General features: G+C 36.0%; 19 protein-coding genes. 7 read left to right on the top strand and 12 right to left on the bottom strand.

Features of this window, described 5'->3' with window-relative positions:
* The first annotated feature begins 13 nt into the window (after nucleotides 1–13).
* The 4 genes from B0A80_RS11680 to B0A80_RS11665 all read left to right on the top strand — a co-directional run bounded on the left by B0A80_RS11680 (nucleotide 14) and on the right by B0A80_RS11665 (nucleotide 3,608).
* Nucleotides 14–472: a cupin domain-containing protein gene (locus B0A80_RS11680; RefSeq protein ID WP_230000545.1), complete on the top strand. Its 459-nt coding sequence runs from the start codon at nucleotides 14–16 to the stop codon at nucleotides 470–472.
* Between the two features lie 18 nt (nucleotides 473–490).
* Nucleotides 491–1,372: a dihydrodipicolinate synthase family protein gene (locus B0A80_RS11675; RefSeq protein ID WP_089077385.1), complete on the top strand. Its 882-nt coding sequence runs from the start codon at nucleotides 491–493 to the stop codon at nucleotides 1,370–1,372.
* Nucleotides 1,373–1,501: 129 nt separating this feature from the next.
* Nucleotides 1,502–2,851 (top strand): DEAD/DEAH box helicase, encoded by a 1,350-nt coding sequence (locus B0A80_RS11670; RefSeq protein ID WP_070906657.1) that lies wholly within the window; start codon nucleotides 1,502–1,504, stop codon nucleotides 2,849–2,851.
* Nucleotides 2,852–3,161: 310 nt separating this feature from the next.
* Complete coding sequence (locus B0A80_RS11665; RefSeq protein ID WP_017496539.1) at nucleotides 3,162–3,608, top strand: hypothetical protein; 447 nt, start codon at nucleotides 3,162–3,164, stop codon at nucleotides 3,606–3,608.
* 189 nt (nucleotides 3,609–3,797) lie between these two features.
* On the opposite strand, the gene B0A80_RS11660 is transcribed toward B0A80_RS11665, so the two are convergent.
* The 4 genes from B0A80_RS11660 to B0A80_RS11645 all read right to left on the bottom strand — a co-directional run bounded on the left by B0A80_RS11660 (nucleotide 3,798) and on the right by B0A80_RS11645 (nucleotide 6,807).
* On the bottom strand, nucleotides 3,798–4,376 hold the full coding sequence (locus B0A80_RS11660; protein ID WP_070906655.1) for a PhnA domain-containing protein: 579 nt from the start codon (nucleotides 4,374–4,376) through the stop codon (nucleotides 3,798–3,800).
* Between the two features lie 96 nt (nucleotides 4,377–4,472).
* Entirely contained in the window at nucleotides 4,473–5,192 is a 720-nt protein-coding gene (locus B0A80_RS11655) for a lipopolysaccharide core heptose(II) kinase RfaY (protein WP_089077384.1), read from the bottom strand.
* Nucleotides 5,193–5,235: 43 nt separating this feature from the next.
* Complete coding sequence (coaD, locus tag B0A80_RS11650) at nucleotides 5,236–5,694, bottom strand: pantetheine-phosphate adenylyltransferase (RefSeq protein WP_017496542.1); 459 nt, start codon at nucleotides 5,692–5,694, stop codon at nucleotides 5,236–5,238.
* A 141-nt stretch (nucleotides 5,695–5,835) separates the two neighbouring features.
* Entirely contained in the window at nucleotides 5,836–6,807 is a 972-nt protein-coding gene (locus tag B0A80_RS11645) for a D-alanine--D-alanine ligase (RefSeq protein WP_070906652.1), read from the bottom strand.
* A gap of 486 nt (nucleotides 6,808–7,293) precedes the next feature.
* On the opposite strand from B0A80_RS11645, the gene B0A80_RS11635 reads away from it, so the two are divergent.
* Both B0A80_RS11635 and B0A80_RS11630 read left to right on the top strand, forming a co-directional pair.
* Entirely contained in the window at nucleotides 7,294–7,917 is a 624-nt protein-coding gene (locus B0A80_RS11635; RefSeq protein WP_017496544.1) for a PASTA domain-containing protein, read from the top strand.
* Entirely contained in the window at nucleotides 7,907–8,950 is a 1,044-nt protein-coding gene (locus tag B0A80_RS11630; protein WP_070906650.1) for an RluA family pseudouridine synthase, read from the top strand. The genes B0A80_RS11635 and B0A80_RS11630 overlap by 11 nt, the downstream gene beginning before the upstream one ends.
* Before the next feature lie 60 nt (nucleotides 8,951–9,010).
* On the opposite strand, the gene B0A80_RS11625 is transcribed toward B0A80_RS11630, so the two are convergent.
* The 5 genes from B0A80_RS11625 to B0A80_RS11605 are packed head-to-tail and all read right to left on the bottom strand — an operon-like array spanning nucleotide 9,011 to nucleotide 13,040.
* Complete coding sequence (locus B0A80_RS11625) at nucleotides 9,011–9,625, bottom strand: hypothetical protein (protein ID WP_089077382.1); 615 nt, start codon at nucleotides 9,623–9,625, stop codon at nucleotides 9,011–9,013.
* An 8-nt stretch (nucleotides 9,626–9,633) separates the two neighbouring features.
* Nucleotides 9,634–10,875: an ATP-binding cassette domain-containing protein gene (locus B0A80_RS11620; protein ID WP_089077381.1), complete on the bottom strand. Its 1,242-nt coding sequence runs from the start codon at nucleotides 10,873–10,875 to the stop codon at nucleotides 9,634–9,636.
* Nucleotides 10,876–10,893: 18 nt separating this feature from the next.
* Nucleotides 10,894–11,751 carry a sulfurtransferase gene (locus tag B0A80_RS11615; protein WP_089077380.1) on the bottom strand — a complete coding sequence of 286 codons (858 nt, stop codon included), beginning with the start codon at nucleotides 11,749–11,751 and terminating at the stop codon, nucleotides 10,894–10,896.
* Nucleotides 11,752–11,798: 47 nt separating this feature from the next.
* Nucleotides 11,799–12,608 (bottom strand): hypothetical protein, encoded by an 810-nt coding sequence (locus B0A80_RS11610; protein WP_089077379.1) that lies wholly within the window; start codon nucleotides 12,606–12,608, stop codon nucleotides 11,799–11,801.
* Between the two features lie 42 nt (nucleotides 12,609–12,650).
* Nucleotides 12,651–13,040 (bottom strand): DUF1398 domain-containing protein, encoded by a 390-nt coding sequence (locus tag B0A80_RS11605; protein WP_017496550.1) that lies wholly within the window; start codon nucleotides 13,038–13,040, stop codon nucleotides 12,651–12,653.
* Between the two features lie 350 nt (nucleotides 13,041–13,390).
* Here B0A80_RS11605 and B0A80_RS11600 point away from each other — a divergent pair, with 350 nt between their 5' ends.
* On the top strand, nucleotides 13,391–14,083 hold the full coding sequence (locus B0A80_RS11600) for a hypothetical protein (protein WP_070906645.1): 693 nt from the start codon (nucleotides 13,391–13,393) through the stop codon (nucleotides 14,081–14,083).
* A 41-nt stretch (nucleotides 14,084–14,124) separates the two neighbouring features.
* Here the strand turns inward: B0A80_RS11600 and B0A80_RS11595 are convergent, their stop codons facing one another.
* The 3 genes from B0A80_RS11595 to B0A80_RS11585 all read right to left on the bottom strand — a co-directional run bounded on the left by B0A80_RS11595 (nucleotide 14,125) and on the right by B0A80_RS11585 (nucleotide 16,062).
* The gene (locus B0A80_RS11595; protein WP_017496552.1) at nucleotides 14,125–14,961 is read right to left on the bottom strand and encodes a mechanosensitive ion channel family protein; all 837 of its coding nucleotides are present in this window, start codon (nucleotides 14,959–14,961) and stop codon (nucleotides 14,125–14,127) included.
* A 93-nt stretch (nucleotides 14,962–15,054) separates the two neighbouring features.
* Nucleotides 15,055–15,492, bottom strand: a complete 438-nt coding sequence (locus B0A80_RS11590) for an acyl-CoA thioesterase (protein ID WP_017496553.1) — start codon at nucleotides 15,490–15,492, stop codon at nucleotides 15,055–15,057.
* 84 nt (nucleotides 15,493–15,576) lie between these two features.
* Nucleotides 15,577–16,062 (bottom strand): peptide-methionine (S)-S-oxide reductase, encoded by a 486-nt coding sequence (locus tag B0A80_RS11585; protein ID WP_089077378.1) that lies wholly within the window; start codon nucleotides 16,060–16,062, stop codon nucleotides 15,577–15,579.
* Nucleotides 16,063–16,157: the final 95 nt, after the last annotated feature.

Raw genomic sequence — 16,157 nt, 5'->3', positions numbered from 1 at the left:
AATTATTAAAGTTATGGAAACTAAAAAACAATTTTCTTCAAAAGATTTTCACGAAACTTTTGCCAGACCCACTTTTGTGATGCCTGAAAAATTAATTCATAAAAACGTAGAGCAAGCCGGAGTTCACAATCAATTTTCTACCGAGCGAAAACATCCGGTTTTCTTTGTAGATCTTCCAAGTAAGAACGTGAGTATGACCATTGGCGGTTTATTACCGGATCAATTGACAAACAGACATCGTCATACGTATGAAACCGTTATTTATGTAATTGAAGGGCATGGGTATACCGAGATTGAGGATATAAAAGTAGAGTGGAAAGCAGGCGATGCTGTTTATATTCCGAGTTGGGCGTGGCACAGGCATCAAAATTTGAGCAGCGAAGCATCGGCGAAATACATTGCCTGTGAAAATGCACCGCAGCTTCAGAATTTAGGCGTGGCATTAAGAGAAGAAGAAGGCAGGGATCTTTAATTTAAAACAATTGAAAACATGAAAAACAATCTATTCAAAGGCATTATTGCTTATCCGATTACTCCATTTGATCAAAATGAAAAAGTAGATATCACTTTGTATAAAAAATTACTGGAACGCTTAATTGTTTCCGGTTGTCACGCTGTCGCCCCGCTTGGAAGTACCGGAGTTATGCCTTATTTGTCAGATGAGGAAAAAGAAGCTATTACTATGGCAACAATCGAACAGGTCAGGGGCAGAGTTCCGGTTTTGGTTGGCGTATCAAACCTGACTACTGAGAAAACTATTTATCATGCTAAATTTGCCGAAAAAGCAGGTGCCGCTGCCGTAATGATTATCCCGATGAGTTACTGGAAGCTTACAGATGACGAGATTGTTCAGCATTTTGATGCAGTAGCAAAGCAAATTTCGATTCCGATAATGGCTTACAATAATCCTGCAACGGGGGGAGTAGATATGTCACCTGTTTTATTAAAAAGGCTTCTTGAGATTGCTAATGTAACCATGATAAAAGAAAGCACGGGAGACGTTCAGAGAATGCATTATTTAAAGCGGGAATTGGGCGATGATGTTGCTTTTTTTAACGGTTCAAATCCGTTGGCACTGGCTGCATTTTCTGCAGGAGCTACTGGTTGGTGTACGACTGCGCCCAATTTAATTCCGAAATTGAATCTGGATTTGTATCATGCGATTGAGAACAATGATTTAGAGGCTGCGCAAAAAGTATTTTACAAACAATTGAATCTTTTAAAGTTTATCGTTAACAAAGGTTTGCCACGAGCAATCAAGGCAGGTTTGGAAATTCAGGGAATAGAGGGCGGTTTTTTAAGAAGCCCGCTAAAACCATTAACCGGAGCTGAAATTGAAGAGTTTAAGTTGATTTTGAAAGAACTGGAATAGTTTTCCGGATGGAATTCAGAACTTAGGTTTCAAGTTTCAAGTTTCAGGTTTCAAGTTTCAGGTTTTAGGTTTTTAAATTTGGAATTTGGAATTTGAAACCTCTAAATTTATTTTGACTACTTTTGCAAAATGAATAAAAAACACCATTCCAACAATATACTTTCGAATTTAGGAATTGAGAGTCTAAATGAAATGCAAGAGGTAGCGCAGGATGCTATTTTGAACGATAATAATGTTTTACTGCTTTCTCCAACAGGATCGGGAAAAACACTAGCTTTTTTACTGCCTATTTTAGAGTTGTTACAGCCTGAAATTCTTTCGGTTCAATGTTTAATTTTAGTACCTTCTCGTGAATTAGGTTTGCAGATTGAGCAGGTTTGGAAGAAAATGGGGACTCCCTATAAAGTAAATATTTGCTACGGAGGTCACTCTATTGATACTGAGATTAAAAATTTAAGCAATCCTCCGGCAGTTTTGATTGGAACTCCGGGTAGAATTGCCGATCATATTGACCGGGATACTTTCCGCACCGATAAAATTCAGACTTTGGTTCTGGACGAATTTGATAAGTCTTTGCAGCTTGGTTTTCATGAGCAAATGTCATATATTATCGGAAAGTTAACGAAATTGAACAAACGTGTTTTGGTTTCAGCGACTTCTGATATTGAGATTCCAAGATATACCAGAGTAGTCAATCCAACTGTTTTGGATTTTATTCCGGAAGAGGAAGAAAAGACAAATCTTTCGATGAAAATGGTGGTTTCACCTGCTAAGGATAAACTGGACAGTTTGTTCAATTTGATCTGTTCATTGAAATCGCAGTCCGCTATTATTTTCTGTAATCATCGTGATGCAGCAGAACGCATTAGTGATACTTTAAACGAAAAAGGAATTTATGCGACGTATTATCATGGCGGAATGGATCAGGAGGAGCGTGAGCGTGCACTGATTCAGTTTAGAAACGGAAGTATGAGTTATCTGATTACTACCGATTTGGCTGCACGTGGATTGGATATTCCGGAAATGAAACATGTTATTCATTATCATTTACCTTTAAAAGAAGATGAATTCACGCACCGAAATGGTCGTACGGCACGTATGCAGGCTTCAGGAACAGCCTATATTATTGTTCACGAAAGTGAAAAACAACTGGATTATATTGATTACGGAATGGAGGTTTTAGAGGTTGCCAGCACTACAGTTTTGCCAAAACCACCTCAATTTCAAACCATTTATATTAGCGGTGGAAAGAAAACCAAATTGAATAAAATAGATATTGTTGGTTTCTTTTCTCAAAAAGGAAAACTTGAAAAAGGAGATTTGGGGCTTATTGAAGTAAAGGATTTTGTATCGTTTGCTGCTGTTAAATACAATAAGGTAAAAGATCTGCTTAAAAATATTAAAGACGAAAAAATGAAGGGCAAGAAATTCAAAATTGAAGTTGCCCGCAAAGTGGTCAAGAAAGAGGAGGAGAGGTAATCTTTCCGGCTCTATCTTTTTTGGCAGATGTTTTTTATGGGAATCTTTATAAGAGTTCAGAATTTAAATGAAGTTTTGAGTCTGAAATTACCGTAAATCAATAAGGATTTTGAATGTTTTTAATCCTGTTTTTTGAGGTGTTTTAGTTTTTAATTAGCTGTTTTTCAGTGTTTTGATTTGTGGTTTTATTGTTCTTTAAAGATGTCTTGTTAAGGGAGATTACAGGGGAATAAAAAATAAGGACGAAGGCTTTAATTTATCATATTTTCTGCGTTTCTTGTGCCCGTAAATAATAAACCCCAAATTAATTATGAAAAGAATTATTACGATTGCTATTTTGTTGTTTAGTGTTGTGTCTTTTGCACAAATTAAAGTTATTGAAACTGTACCGGTTGAAAAATTAGGAAAAGTAAATAACAATTACATTCAGAAAATTGGAGATGAGTATACGGTGTATTATACCAGTATACAAAACGATGATGAATCATCAAGTCTAAGAAAATTTACATTTAAGAATGTTAACAATGATTACGCGAGTCTTTACAACATTATCATGAATGGTTTCACAGCAAGCCCTTTGTATGATATTAAATTAGAATTACCGAATAACTATATCTGGTTGCACTACACAGGAAGTGTTGTTCCGGAAAAAGCTACGGTTCAGTTCATGGTTTCTTCAAAAGAGGCTGCTGCTGCAACAAGCAGTGTTTCTGAGCCATTTGTAAAAGATCAGATCAATAAATTATTCCAAAAATAGGTTTAATTGTAAATCACTAAAAAAGGCTATTCAGATTTTGAATAGCCTTTTTTTTGTTTCAGGTTTCAGGTTATTTTTGTTTCAAGTTTCAAGTTTCAGGTTTCAAGTTTCAGGTTATGGCTTTTAGAGTAAAAGCTAAAAAAAAACTCAGCAACTTAGCATCTTAGCAACTTAGCACCTCAAAAAAAACTATATTTTCTTCACGTATTGGGTAATAATCACGATTTGCTGACCGTCAACTTTTCCTTCTATGTATTCGGCGTTTTCATGGTCTAAACGGATGTTGCGTACAGCAGTTCCTTGTTTGGCCACCATGCTCGATCCTTTTACCTTAAGATCTTTAATTAAAACTACAGAATCTCCGTGTTCTAAAATTACACCGTTACTGTCACGGTGAACGATTTTATTTTCGTCGTCTTCGCCTTCGCCAGTTGCTTGCGCCCATGCCAGTGTATCTTCGTCTAAATACATCATATCCAGTAATTCTTGTGGCCAACCTGCAGCACGCATACGGCTTAACATTCTCCAGGCTACAACCTGTACGGCAACGTTTTCATTCCACATACTGTCATTAAGACATCTCCAGTGGTTTAAATCAACATTATCTGGATTTTCAATTTGGTCTATACAGGTATTGCAGGCAAATATAGCTTCATCAATTCCGCCTTTTTGAGTTGGTAATACCTGATATACTTTTAGGTTTTCCTCCGCTCCACAAAGCTCGCATTTAGATCCGCTGCGTTTGTTTAATTCTCTTTCGATGCTCATTATTTATTGTTTGTTTTAAAAAGGCGAAATTACTTATAATTAAGATAAGTAACAAGTTTGTGTTTTGTACGATAAAAGTTGATTCAAATGAAAAGGTCAGTAATATGCTTTTTTAAAAATCGATGATAATTGACTTGGAATATTAAGGGCGTTTTCCAAATCTATCAATCCTTTTAAAAAACCATTTCCTAACTTATTGTTTGTATTTTTGAGATCTTCATTTATTCTTTTATTCTTGTCTTTGTAGCAGTTTACTTTTTTGCAATAGTGAAAATCTGGGTGATGTAACTGCCCATAATCGATTAATTTAATGATATAATTGTCATCATTTTTATTAGATATCATTACATTATCTAAGTGTGGATCGCCATGCGCAAATTCTGATGAATGCCAATTTTTTAGTTCCAGACCGAATTGTTCAATAGCACTGTTTACTTTATTAAAATCTTTGGAATGATTTATTTTAACAAATTCAGATAAAGTACTTCCTTCAATATATTCTAAAATTATTAGCCATTTATTTTTATGTTTTATTCGCTCAATATGTTTTAGTAAAAATGGATATTGGGTGTTTTTTTTCTGAATTTCATTAAAAACTCTATGGCTTCCATCTCTTCTGCGTCCATAATGGTTGTGTTTGCTATATCCTATAAATGATACGGGTGTTTTGCTGTAAAAGTGTTTTAGAATGTATTTAATATTTTTTTCATCTTCACAAATATAAATATTGGCATTTGGTCTGTCCCCCTGGTTTTCTAATAACCTTTCTGTTACTGAATATATTTTTGAGTTTCCACGAATATTTTCACCAATCATTTGAAATGTTTTAGACTGAATACATTGTTGTTTTTTATCTTTTTTATTTCTTCACCCTAACCGCATCCGGAACCAGCATTTCATATTCTCCGCCATGACGTAATACATCACGAACAATGCTTGAACTAATAAATGAAGTACTTGCTGCTGTTAATAGAAATACGGTTTCTATTTTAGATAGTTTTCTGTTGGTGTGTGCAATGGCCTTTTCGAATTCAAAATCGGCAGGATTTCGTAAGCCTCTCAGGATGAAATTAGCTTTAAGTTTTTTGGCCAGATCAATGGTTAATCCTTCATAAGTGATCACTGAAACTTTTGGTTCATCTTTAAAAGTTTCTTCTATAAAACGTTTTCTTTCTTCGAGTGAAAACATGTATTTTTTTTCGGCGTTGACACCAATGGCAATAACGATTTCATCAAATAAAGGAATTCCTCTTTTGATGATGTCTTCGTGTCCCAGTGTAATGGGGTCAAATGATCCGGGGAATAGGGCTTTTCGCATTTTTTTGGAGGTTCTAAGGTTCTGAGATTCTAAGGTACTAAGTTTTTTTGAGGACTTCGACTTCGCTCAGTCTGACCGTAGCTGGAGTAATAAAAAGGTTCTGAGATCTTAGTACCTTAGAATCTCAGAACCTCAGTCTCTTTAGGATAGTGCTAACTCAATCGCATTAGTAAATAAATCTTCCAATGAAATTCCTGCTGCGTGGGCTTGCTGTGGAATCAAACTTTCGGTGGTTAAACCCGGAATGGTATTCATTTCGAGCATATAAGGTTCGTTGTCTACAATAATGAATTCGCTTCTGGAGAAACCTTTCATTTTTAAGACTTCGTAAGCACGTTTTGCTGTTTCGCTTACTTTTTGAGTTAATTCGTCAGAAATTCGGGCAGGAGTAATTTCTTGTGATTTTCCTTCGTATTTGGCTTCGTAATCGAAGAAGTCATTATCAGATACAATTTCGGTAATAGGTAAAACTTTAATTTCTCCCTGATAATTGATTACTCCTACTGAAACTTCGGTTCCGTCAAGGAAACTTTCGATAATGATTTCGTTGTCTTCTTTGTATGCTACTTCGATTGCAATTGGAAGTTCGGCTTCTGTTTTTACTTTTGAGATTCCGAAGCTGGAACCTGCTTTGTTTGGTTTAACAAAACATGGTAAACCAACTTTCTTAACGATTTCGGCAGTATGGATTACATCGCCTTTATTTAGGTAATATGATATAGCCGTTTTGATTCCGTATGGTTTTAAAACCGATAATAAATCACGTTTATTGAAGGTTAATGCTGCCTGATAGTAATCGCAGGAAGATTGTGGAATTCCTAATAACTCAAAATAGGCCTGCATTAAACCGTCTTCACCCGGAGTTCCGTGAATGGCATTGAAAACACAGTCGAAAGTAATTTTTTGATCGTTTACGGTTACTGAAAAATCGTTTTTATCAATGGTAAATTCGGCGTTGTTTTCGTCTACATAAACCCATTTTTCTTTGAAAATATGAATACGGAATCCGTTGTATTTTGTTTTGTCAAGATATTGATGTACCACGTTTCCGCTGATTAACGAAATTTTATATTCGCTTGAATACCCGCCCATGATAATGGCTATGTTTTTCATTTTGTGATGTTTATGTGTTTAACCGTTTATTTGTGTATTTGTTTAATCGTTTGTTTGTCGGGCTGAACTTCGACTTCGCTCAGTCTGACAGTTTGTTTTGTTCGTTTGTTTGTTGGGCTGAACTTTGACTTCGCTCAGTCTGACAGTTTGTTTTATTTGTTTGTTTGTCGGGCTGAACTTCGACTTCGCTCAGTCTGACAGTTTGTTTAATCGTTTGTTTGTCGGGCTGAACTTCGACTTTGCTCAGTTTGACAATAGTGGCAGAACCTAAATCCCTAGCCCTGATGGGAGCGGCATCCTTTTGTGCACGCGATAGCGGACGCAAAAGATACAGCGGACAGCAGGAGAGAGCTTCTGAAAATTAAAATTGCAAAGCACTTTATTTTCCATAAGAATGGCAATCAAACGACTTTCTTGTCTAAAACAAAATTATCATTTTTTTTGAAACGAAATAGCTTTATCTTTGCGACTAATAAAAATAAATTTATGAGTTTACGTAAGTATTTAACGAGCCGGGTATTTTTTGTGCAAGTATTAAGTGCGGCTGCTATAATTGCCGTTTTAGGCTATTTGTTTATGCATTGGTTGACTTTTACAACCGATCATGGTAATGAGGTTACTGTTCCGAATTTAGCTAAACTGACTGAGGAGCAAGTAGAGTCAAAACTGGATGAACTGGACCTGGATTATGTACTTTTGGACAGCGTTGATTACCGAAGTGAATTCCCAAAATACAGTGTTGTTGAGCAGGATCCTCTGCCAGGAACAAAGGTAAAAGTGGGAAGAAAAATATATATTAAAATTAATGCATCAGGATTCTCATCGGTTAAAATACCTGATTTAATTGAGAAAACTTATCGTGAGGCGGTTCCAACTCTAAAAGCTTTAGGGCTTGAAGCTGGAACTATTACTTATATTCCAAACTTAGGAAAAGATATGGTTTTGGAGATGCGTTATAAAGGAAGAAACTTAAAAGTAGGAGATCGTGTGTTGAAAGCTTCTAAAATTGATTTGGTTTTAGGAGATGGAAAAGCAACTTATGAAGATGAAGGGCAGGCTGTAGACAGTGTAGCTGCACCAACTACTGAAAAAACTAATGATGAGCAATAATACTGAAAATTTAGATCTGGAAGACGAATTGTTCGAACACTTCAGATTTGAAGTCCCTAAAGGTCAGGCGCTTTTGCGTATTGACAAATATTTAATGAATTTGATTCAGAATGCGACACGAAATAAAATTCAGAACGCCGCAACTGAAGGAAACATTTTTGTGAATGATATTCCGGTTAAATCAAATTATAAAGTAAAACCGTTTGATGTGGTGACTGTGATGTTGTCTCATCCTCCTTTTGAAAACCATGTTTTGCCGGAAGATATTCCATTGAACATTGTATATGAAGACGATGCTTTGCTGTTAATCAACAAAGAGCCGGGAATGGTGGTGCATCCGGGGCACGGGAATTATACCGGAACACTGGTGAATGCGCTGGCACATCATTTTGATAATTTGCCAATGAACAGCAGTGAACGCCCGGGCTTGGTACACCGAATTGATAAGGATACGTCCGGACTTTTGGTAGTGGCAAAAACCGAAGCGGCAATGACACATTTAGCCAAACAATTTGAAGCTAAAACCTCAGAACGCGAGTATATTGCTCTTGTTTGGGGGAATGTAGCGGAAGAATCCGGAACGATAGAAGGAAATCTTGCCAGACATTTAAAAGACCGCATGCAAATGGCTGTTTTTGCAGATCCTGAAATAGGAAAGCCTGCCATTACGCACTATAAAGTACTGGAACGTTTTGGTTATGTGACTTTGATTTCCTGTAAACTGGAAACCGGAAGAACACACCAGATTCGTGCTCACATGAAGCATATCGGGCATCCGTTGTTTAATGATGAACGTTATGGTGGTCATTTAATTTTAAAAGGAACTACATTTACCAAATACAAACAGTTTATCGAAAACTGTTTTAAAGCATTACCACGTCAGGCACTACATGCTAAAACACTTGGTTTTGTACATCCAAATACAGGTGAAATGATGCGTTTTGATACGGAACTGCCTCAGGATTTTCAGGATTGTATTGAAAAATGGCGTAATTATGTGAAATCGCACAATGTAGATGAAGAAGAAAATTAATTGGATAATTTGTCAATTAGAAAATTTATTATAAAAAGAAAGCTCCTGATGGAGCTTTTTTTATGGAATTGTTTTAATCGTTAAATCGGTTATTTTGGCTTGTCCGTTGGTTATGAAACCTAGTTGGCCTTGCTGATTTAGATTGCTTTTTTCGATGGAACATTCTAAGAACGTTTGATTGTTGACAGCAAAGTACAACTGATTGTTTTTAACTCTGATTTTTACTGTATACCATTTGTTGTTTTCCAGTTGCATTGGTTTTTTAAACAAGGATGGACCGCCGCGTTTACCATATGCATCACTGTCTTTATGGTAAACACCTTTTCCAATAATGATACTTTTTTCAATTGTGTAGAGATAAGTCCGAATGTATTTTTCCTGTTCGAGATTTAGCATTATTTCAAACAAAGATTCTTTGACGATGTTTACTTTAAAGTCGATTTCGTAGTTTTTTGGAAGTTTCTTTTTGGATTCGATCACGCCCCAATGCATTGGACCTCCGTTTCCGGTTAAGGTATCGTTTTGGAGTCTCCACTCATTGGGATTAAAATTCCAATCGGATTTTAACGCGGCAGTTTTTGTGATTTGATATTCTTTTTTCGCAGTCGAAATAGTACCTGAACAGGAAATCAGTAGCATTGTGGATGCTAGAAAAGTAAGATATTTAATTTTCATTTTTGTTTTTAATTTAACTCTGAATGGTATTTGATTTTACCGATAGATCCGGTTGGAGTTGGCAAAAGTTCAAATACTGAGGTAGGAGCGAGGCCATTTTCTATACGATGTGAAACGTACAGTATGCTAACATTTGTTTCTTGTTTGATGGTGTTGATCAATTGAATGACCAAGTCAACATTTTCGTCGTCAAGACCTTCGACAGGTTCATCGAGAATCAATAACGGAGGATGTTTTAGAACGGCTCTGACAATTAAAGCGACTCTTTGCTGTCCTATAGAAAGGTCAATGAAGCGTTTTTTTCGTAAGTGGCTCATTTCAATTACTTCGAGCCATTGTGTTACAGTTTGTTTTTGTAAAGTAGTGGGTTCAATATACAATCCGATGGAATCGAAAAAACCGGAAAGAATCATTTCTTCCAGAGTATGTCCCTTTTGAAACAGGTCAGTCATAGAAGTTGCGAAAATTCCAATTTGCTTTTTAATGTCCCAAACACTTTCGCCGCTTCCTTTTTTTCTTCCGAATAAATACAAATCCTGACCGAATCCCTTTGGATTATCACCCGTGATTAGAGATAAGAGGGTGCTCTTTCCTGAGCCGTTCGGACCAACGAGCTGCCAGAATTCCCCTTGTTTAATCGTCCATGAGATGTTATCGACAATTTTTCTTTCCTCGTAACTTACGGAGACTTTATCCATTTTGATTAACACACTTTCGTGAAAAGAGTGCGGTTCAATCGCTTTGGGAATTGCCGCTGTGTTTAAAGTTTTAAAATGTTTTTCGTTTTTTGAAATAGGATGCAGTTCAAAGGAATTGTCTTTAATCGATGCTTTATTCGGAACGAAATCAAGTACATCTGCTACGCGATTGACCAATTGAATGATTGCAATGTTATCGGTTAATCTTTCCAGAGATTTTGCTAAAGCGGCACGTGAGGCCAGATCTAAATGATCGAAGGGATTATCAAAAATGATAAAATCAGGATTTTGATTGATGCAATATTTCAGAAACTCTTTCTTACGTTCTCCCGAAGAAAAAGTTCTTAGTTGTCTGTGTGATTCAGGGGCTGCTTCAACAGTATCGTATTGGTATTCTTTTTCGATGAATTTCTCGATAGCGATGTCTGAAAACAAAATGCCTTTTTGAGTGTTAAAAAGGGCTAATTCTCCTTTAGCTTCCCCTAAAAGTAAAGTGTCTATAAAAGCTTTTTTATTGACCTGATTTGATAAAAGTATGTCCCAATGCTGCATTTCTGTATCTTAAAGTAATTATTCAATTGGTTTAGTAGCCATTTCACGATCGTTACGCGACCATTCGCTCCAGGAACCTACATATAGTTTAGGTATGGGTATTCCGGCATAATCCATAGCCAGTAAAGTATGACAGGCAGTAACTCCTGAGCCACAATGTACAATTATATTTTCCGGCTTTTTGTCGCCAATGATTCGGGAATATTTCTCTTGTAAAAATGGAGGAGATTGAAAAGAACCGTGAACGTCTAAATTTTCACTAAACGGAACATTAATCGCACCCGGAATATGTCCTGCAATCAAATCCAGAGGTTCTGTCAGACCGTCAAATCGATTTTTATCTCTTACATCAATTACAATGTTTTCGTTGTTATTTCGGGCTTTTTCGACTTCTTCAATGTCAGCAGTTTTTAACGCCCATTTTGAAATAGGATATCTTTCAGTCGTTTTATAAGTTTCGATTTCAGCATTTGCCGGATAACCTGCTTTTACAGCTTCCTGCAAACCGCCATTTAAAACCTGAACTTTTTCATGTCCTATCGCCCGAAGCATCCACCAAAAGCGAGCTGCTGCGTTTGATCCGTTTTTATCATCATAAATTACGACATGACTTTCGGGTGAAATTCCTGCTTTAGAAAGTACCTCAGAAAATTTCTCTATGGAAGGTAAGGGATGTCTTCCGCCGTTTGAAGGATCGGTCGCTACGGTTGCCAGGTCCTTGTTCAAATCGATATAACGCGCTCCTTTAAGATGTTGACCGCGATAATTTTCTTCTGCGTTTACTCCGGCTCTGGCGTCAATGAGAATAATTTCAGGTGAATTAGAGCGTTGTACTAATTCTTTAGGGCTTAGGATCGGTGAAAGTTTAGTTGCCATCTTAAAAAAGTTTATTTTTTTTGAATTCTTATACAAAATCGGGGTATTTAGTCTGCGAAGGCCTGTGTATAAAAAATTAAAAAAGTATGGTTTGTTTTATCATATCGCAAGCAATCCCAATTACTATAAACAGAACTTGTAGCAAGACAAAGGGTGTTTGACAGATTGGTTTTCGAAACGTTTTTTGCAAAGGATCCGTGGTCTAATACAAAATCGTCGTCTTTTGACAGGTCGGTAATTTTAGCTGCAACATAGGTTTCTAAATAATTATCGGGATGTTCTTTAAGAGCGTCTTCATTGTAAAATAAAAATTCATCTGCAAATTGATAATCAAGTGTTCTGAAAAAACCAGCATCAGAATTAGTGTCAGCAAAGCCATTTTGGACCTTTATATCTTTGTATAATTCAGCATATTCAGAAGTTAGGCCGTTATAGAGTAAAATCGAAATTTTTACCTTCTTTTTGTCGTAAACGATAAAAGCAAAATCATTACTGTCTTCCTGAAATAGATTTCCTTTGGCCATAGAAAGTAATTCGTAATTAGGATTTTCGCTAAAAAAAGCCTGTTGCTCTTTGTTTAGTTTTTGAATCCATTTATCATGAATAACTAAAAAGAGCTTTTTTTCTGAAAATTGCTTTAAGTCCCTTTTGTGCTCTGTTATTCGGGATGTAAATTCAGGATTGTCGTATGTTGAGATCTCATAGTTTGGAGAACCAACAGACTTATTTTCTGAAGTTTTTGTATGTGTACTTTCTTTTTTAGTAATGCGGGACGTGTTTATTTTATCTTCTGATTGTTTTGAATTGCAGGCAAATAGTAATAGTGTGAGACCCACTACGGCGATTGTATTTTTCATTAAATAGGATTCTTTGGATCGTTTTATTTTAGGATTAAAAGGTTAACCTGGAATTTTCTCGATTAGAATTTCATTTTCGTCTTTGTCAAAATAAGTACAGGTCATTTCTATAATATCGACTCTCCATTTGGCTATTCCACATTGGGCGGCGTGACGACAAAAAGTAAGGTAATCGGTCTGACCATCCTGATGCATTACTAAAAATTCGATAAAACGTTCTTTGTTCGGAACTGATTCTACTTTTATTTCGTCGTATTTTTCGTCAGCCGTTACATGATAATTGTTTACTCCGTAGTATTCCACATGTCCGTCATGCACGAAAGTATCATAGCCTTTTACGCCTAAAATGATTAAGTCCTGAATATAATTAGGGAAGTCAGCACCGGTTTGTACTTTGGCATGCGCTTCTTTGATTTGCTCTATTGTAAACATATATTTTAATTTTAAATGATGTGAATTAGAAAGAATAATTATGATGTTTTTTATTTGTTTTCTCTGAGTTGTGCAGTAAGGTACTTCTGTTTTCTCTTCCGCAAACTTGTAAAAAGGAAGTTAGCATAACTGACGTGGTTAATTTTTGTTATTGATTCAAAAATACAATTTATGATTTTAAAATGGAATTGAAAATGCAATAAATAATAAATAGGAAGGGATATAATTCTCCTATTTTTCTTAATATATTGTATTTTAACGAGAATTTTATCACTTTGTAGAGTTTCTTTTTCAGCATATCATTTTGTCAGTAATTTAGTAAAAGAATATTGCACCTAAAATTTGACATTATGAAAGCAGTACTACTTTTGTTCCTAATTGCTTCCCCCATATTTGCGCAGGAAATGAATACATTTGATTTTGCTGTGATAAATTCGACTGTGATTTCGCCAAATATTGATCTGGACAAGGGGAGAAGTGTTGTTGCGGGAAATAAAAATCAGTATTCTGCTTATTTTCAGTACGCGCTTACCATGTGTCAGGATGATATTATTTTTGGGGCGGGTATTAATAAATCTGAATTAGACCGAACCTACGTTGGTTATATTGGGAAGATGTGTGATAAGTTTCGTGCAACAATCTCTGTGGGTTATGTAGAATCCCGAAGCGGATATGACGGAACCTTTACAGGTTTTAGTGTATCCTGGCATTTTGCTGAGAATACTTTCATTGGAGGAAGTCTGTCAAATCTGCATTCCTCCAGTATTCATAATGGTAGTGATGCGGGGTTTGACTATTATAAAAAACTGGCTCCAAAAGTCTTTGCGAGTTATGAAATTGTTCCCAATCTCATTGTTTTCGGGCAATTAAACAGCAGGGTTAATGACATTGCACTGAAGTATCAGAATGCTCGTTTCTCGGCAGGAGGATTTTATTCCGGCCATGGAGAAGAGGGGATTTTCGGAACGATTAACGTGGGACGTTTTGCGGTTTCCTGCAGTACTACTTTTGATAAAGTTAATTTTGGGCTGAAGTTTCAATAAAAAAGTTCTGAACTGCAGCATGAAATAATCTGGAGAGTAAATTACTTTTTAAGTGTTATTACCTGCTGTGGATAAGGAATATCAATATTATTTTCATCAAAACGTTTTTTAATGCTTTGGAGCAAATCACAATAGAGGATAAAGCCATCTGTAGAGTTTTTTGCCCATGCCCATGCTTTTAAGGTAACACTTGAGTCTGCCAGTGCTACTACACGAGCTACAACCAAAGGTGTGTTTTGTTTTTTACTTTCGGCAGTTCGGGTATCGATAAAAAACGGATGTTTGGCAATTTCGTCTTGCATGATTTCTAAGGCCTTTTCAATATCAGACTGGTAACCAATGCCGATTTCGATGATTTTACAACATTTGCTATCATGCATGTTGGTGTTGACAATAATCTGGGCGCTGATTACTGAATTTGGAATGATAATCCGGTTGTTTTCGGCATCTTTCAGAACCACTTGTCTTAGATTGATATCTTCTACAGTACCCACAAAATTGTTGATGGTAATTTTATCGTTGATGCGAAAGGGTTTAAAAACAACAAGAAATATTCCGCTTACAATATTGCTTAAGGCTTGTTGGGAAGCCAGACCGGCAACAATTGAGATTACTCCGGCTCCTGCCAGAACGGAGTGACCTATTATTTTAAATTCGGGAATCTGAATTAACGCAAAGGCAAACCCTAAAATATAAATTACAGTAATGATCAGGTGCTTCAGGAACTTAAAGCCGGTAGCATCATATTCTTTATTGGCCTGTTTGCGATACAAAAAATAACGAAGTACCTTATCCGTAACCGCACCAAGAATTATTGTGACAATGGCAATAATAGCAATGAAAATCCCTATTCTAAAGTCTTTTAAGTAGTCGATCATAGGTTTTAAGGTTGAAAAAAAAATCCAAAAAACGACTTTTGTTAGAATGTGCTTTTTGGATTTTTATAATTTATATTAGATTGAATTTTGCTTTTAAAGTCCAACAAAATCATCACTTTTTGGGAAGATGCTTAATGCTTCGATAGCGATTTCCGGTGTTGGAGAAGCTAATTTACGAAGTTTAGTATCCATCCAGGCCCCGTCAACTGTAATAACAGCACAAAGTGTATCGTCTTCTCTTCTAAATTCATGAATGATCGACCAGCGTGAAGCATCCGCTTTCATTTTTGAGGTTTTGGTATGAATAAATATTTTGTCGGAAAGTTTTAGTTCTTTTCTGAAAATACATTCTTCTCTAAACAAAACAGGTCCAAAACCCTGCGTTTGCATTACTCTTAAAGTTAAACCCAGTTCTTCAAGGATTTCAATACGATGCTGTGCGCCAAAATCGTAATAAGCACTGTGACGAACGTGAAAGTTTGGGTCAAGATCTGACCAGCGAAAAGAGATTTCTTTAATAAATGAAGCCATTTTGTAATTGTAATTTTAATGAAAAACCGAAATTACGAATATTTATATCTCTTTTGGAAAACTGAAGAATATTTTACTTTATTTTTAACTGCTTTTTTTATGTTTTTCAAACTCCTCTTGTAATTTTTTCAGTTTTGGAACAATATTAGTCTGGCAGAACGGAGCTTCTTTTCGGGTTTCGTAATAGTGTAGAAATTGTTCTTCGTTGCTTTTAAAGGCAGTAAAAGGTAAGATTCTGGTAATGTGTTTTCGGCCTAATTTATGATCCAGTTTTTGGAGTATTTCTGAAATTTGGACAGCTTCATGGCTGTCGAAAAAGTAAATAGCTGATCGGTATTTTTCTCTCATACTGTGATTTGAAGTGCTGGAATGTGTAATCAAGTGTGCTTCAATGAGAACTTCTAACGGGATAATACGGGAATCAAAATCAACAAGAACAGCTTCCGAAAAAGTATCGTCAGGTGCTTCAGATTTTATCCAGCCCTGCCGCACATTGGTTACTCCTTTAAAAAAATCAAAAACTGCTTCGGTGCACCAATGACAGCCTCCTCCAAAACCTATTGTATTCATTTGATTACTGTCTTATTAATTCCTGTCTATTTGATCCAATACTATCTCCAATAAAGTTTTGAAATTTTCATGATCTTCTTTATTGGAGATAAAAG

Source organism: Flavobacterium tructae (assembly GCF_002217475.1).
In the GTDB taxonomy this organism is placed as follows: Bacteria; Bacteroidota; Bacteroidia; order Flavobacteriales; family Flavobacteriaceae; genus Flavobacterium; species Flavobacterium tructae.
This window is presented reverse-complemented; position numbering and strand designations above follow the sequence as displayed.

Bases quoted from the DNA above. Each gene is read 5' to 3' on its own strand.
- B0A80_RS11680 (WP_230000545.1), top strand. From the start codon at position 14: ATGGAAACTAAAAAACAATTTTCTTCAAAAGATTTTCACGAAACTTTT.
- B0A80_RS11675 (WP_089077385.1), top strand. From the start codon at position 491: ATGAAAAACAATCTATTCAAAGGCATTATTGCTTATCCGATTACTCCA.
- B0A80_RS11670 (WP_070906657.1), top strand. From the start codon at position 1,502: ATGAATAAAAAACACCATTCCAACAATATACTTTCGAATTTAGGAATT.
- B0A80_RS11665 (WP_017496539.1), top strand. From the start codon at position 3,162: ATGAAAAGAATTATTACGATTGCTATTTTGTTGTTTAGTGTTGTGTCT.
- B0A80_RS11660 (WP_070906655.1), bottom strand. From the start codon at position 4,376: ATGAGCATCGAAAGAGAATTAAACAAACGCAGCGGATCTAAATGCGAG.
- B0A80_RS11655 (WP_089077384.1), bottom strand. From the start codon at position 5,192: ATGATTGGTGAAAATATTCGTGGAAACTCAAAAATATATTCAGTAACA.
- coaD (WP_017496542.1), bottom strand. From the start codon at position 5,694: ATGCGAAAAGCCCTATTCCCCGGATCATTTGACCCCATTACACTGGGA.
- B0A80_RS11645 (WP_070906652.1), bottom strand. From the start codon at position 6,807: ATGAAAAACATAGCCATTATCATGGGCGGGTATTCAAGCGAATATAAA.
- B0A80_RS11635 (WP_017496544.1), top strand. From the start codon at position 7,294: ATGAGTTTACGTAAGTATTTAACGAGCCGGGTATTTTTTGTGCAAGTA.
- B0A80_RS11630 (WP_070906650.1), top strand. From the start codon at position 7,907: ATGAGCAATAATACTGAAAATTTAGATCTGGAAGACGAATTGTTCGAA.
- B0A80_RS11625 (WP_089077382.1), bottom strand. From the start codon at position 9,625: ATGAAAATTAAATATCTTACTTTTCTAGCATCCACAATGCTACTGATT.
- B0A80_RS11620 (WP_089077381.1), bottom strand. From the start codon at position 10,875: ATGCAGCATTGGGACATACTTTTATCAAATCAGGTCAATAAAAAAGCT.
- B0A80_RS11615 (WP_089077380.1), bottom strand. From the start codon at position 11,751: ATGGCAACTAAACTTTCACCGATCCTAAGCCCTAAAGAATTAGTACAA.
- B0A80_RS11610 (WP_089077379.1), bottom strand. From the start codon at position 12,608: ATGAAAAATACAATCGCCGTAGTGGGTCTCACACTATTACTATTTGCC.
- B0A80_RS11605 (WP_017496550.1), bottom strand. From the start codon at position 13,040: ATGTTTACAATAGAGCAAATCAAAGAAGCGCATGCCAAAGTACAAACC.
- B0A80_RS11600 (WP_070906645.1), top strand. From the start codon at position 13,391: ATGAAAGCAGTACTACTTTTGTTCCTAATTGCTTCCCCCATATTTGCG.
- B0A80_RS11595 (WP_017496552.1), bottom strand. From the start codon at position 14,961: ATGATCGACTACTTAAAAGACTTTAGAATAGGGATTTTCATTGCTATT.
- B0A80_RS11590 (WP_017496553.1), bottom strand. From the start codon at position 15,492: ATGGCTTCATTTATTAAAGAAATCTCTTTTCGCTGGTCAGATCTTGAC.
- B0A80_RS11585 (WP_089077378.1), bottom strand. From the start codon at position 16,062: ATGAATACAATAGGTTTTGGAGGAGGCTGTCATTGGTGCACCGAAGCA.